The organism is Amycolatopsis sp. NPDC026612 (assembly GCF_040638285.1).
Classification (GTDB): Bacteria; Actinomycetota; Actinomycetes; order Mycobacteriales; family Pseudonocardiaceae; genus Amycolatopsis.
The window spans coordinates 1-1,054 of the sequence record NZ_JBEZYB010000184.1; the positions used below are offsets into that span (position 1 = coordinate 1).

Annotated in this window: 1 protein-coding gene; it reads left to right on the forward strand. The window is 68.9% G+C overall.

The genetic code is table 11. The features are described 5' to 3' along the window. Window positions 1-957 (forward strand): DUF1996 domain-containing protein (locus AB0F15_RS45060; protein ID WP_360284099.1); only part of this gene is annotated, 957 nt, incomplete at its 5' end. Window positions 958-1,054: the final 97 nt, after the last annotated feature.

The following is a 1,054-nucleotide window of genomic DNA, read 5'->3' on the forward strand; positions in this document are numbered from 1 at the left end:
AACGCCGCGAGCAACGGCGGCGGCGCCCCCGGCGGCGCGGTGCAGCAGATCACCTGCCCGGACGTCGCGAGCAAGCTCCCCGCCGTCCCCGCCTCGGCCAAGGCCGAAGTGGACCGCAACCTGCAGCTGCTGAACACGCAGATCCAGGAGGCGAACACCCGGCTCGCCACCAGCCAGGGCCAGGGCGGCCCGAACTTCGTCCAGAACGCCATCCTCGGCCCGCTCAAGGACAAGCGCGTCGCCACCATCGACCGCATGGCCATCGCCATCGGCCGCACCGCCGCCAAACCCCAGGGCCTCGGCTCGCTGGCCCCCTGCAGCCTCGGCCAAGCCGCCAACAACGGCGGCAACAACGGGAACAACGGCGGCGCGACGGCGGCACCGCCGCTGCCCGGCCCGGACGCGAACAACGAGCTGCCCGAAAACGACGGCCAGATCCAGCGCCCGGCGAAGGTGGGCATCACCTTCCGCGGCAGCCCGACCGGCACGGTGGTCGCGATGCCCAAGTTCCTGCGCGCGCTCAGCGGCGACGCAAAGCCGTCCATCAACGGCACCAAGAACACCCGCGCCGCGTGGACCTGCACCGGCTTCGAGAACCGGCTGACCGACAAGTACCCGATCTGCCCCGAAGGCAGCAACGTGGAGCGGATCCACGACTTCCCGAGCTGCTGGGACGGCCAGAACACCGACAGCGCCAACCACCGCACGCACATCGTGTTCCCGGACGCGGCCGGGCGCTGCGCCGCCGGGTTCAAGGCGGTGCCGGAGCTGCGGACCACGCTGGTCTACAACATCCCGCACGACATCCAGGTCAAGAAGCAGTACAAAGTGGACTCGTTCCCGTCCGAAAAGCACAATCCGCTGTCCGACCACGACGACTTCGCGAACGTGATGTCCCAGAGCATCATGAACCAGGTCGTCAACTGCATCAACCGCAACAAGACCTGCAACGCCTGACCCGCCCGGGAAGTTCCCCAGTCACCCTCTCAGCCCGCCATGGCGCGAGCTCCCGCGTTGGTGTTGTGCCACCGACCATGCCACGCCGGGTCGGGAT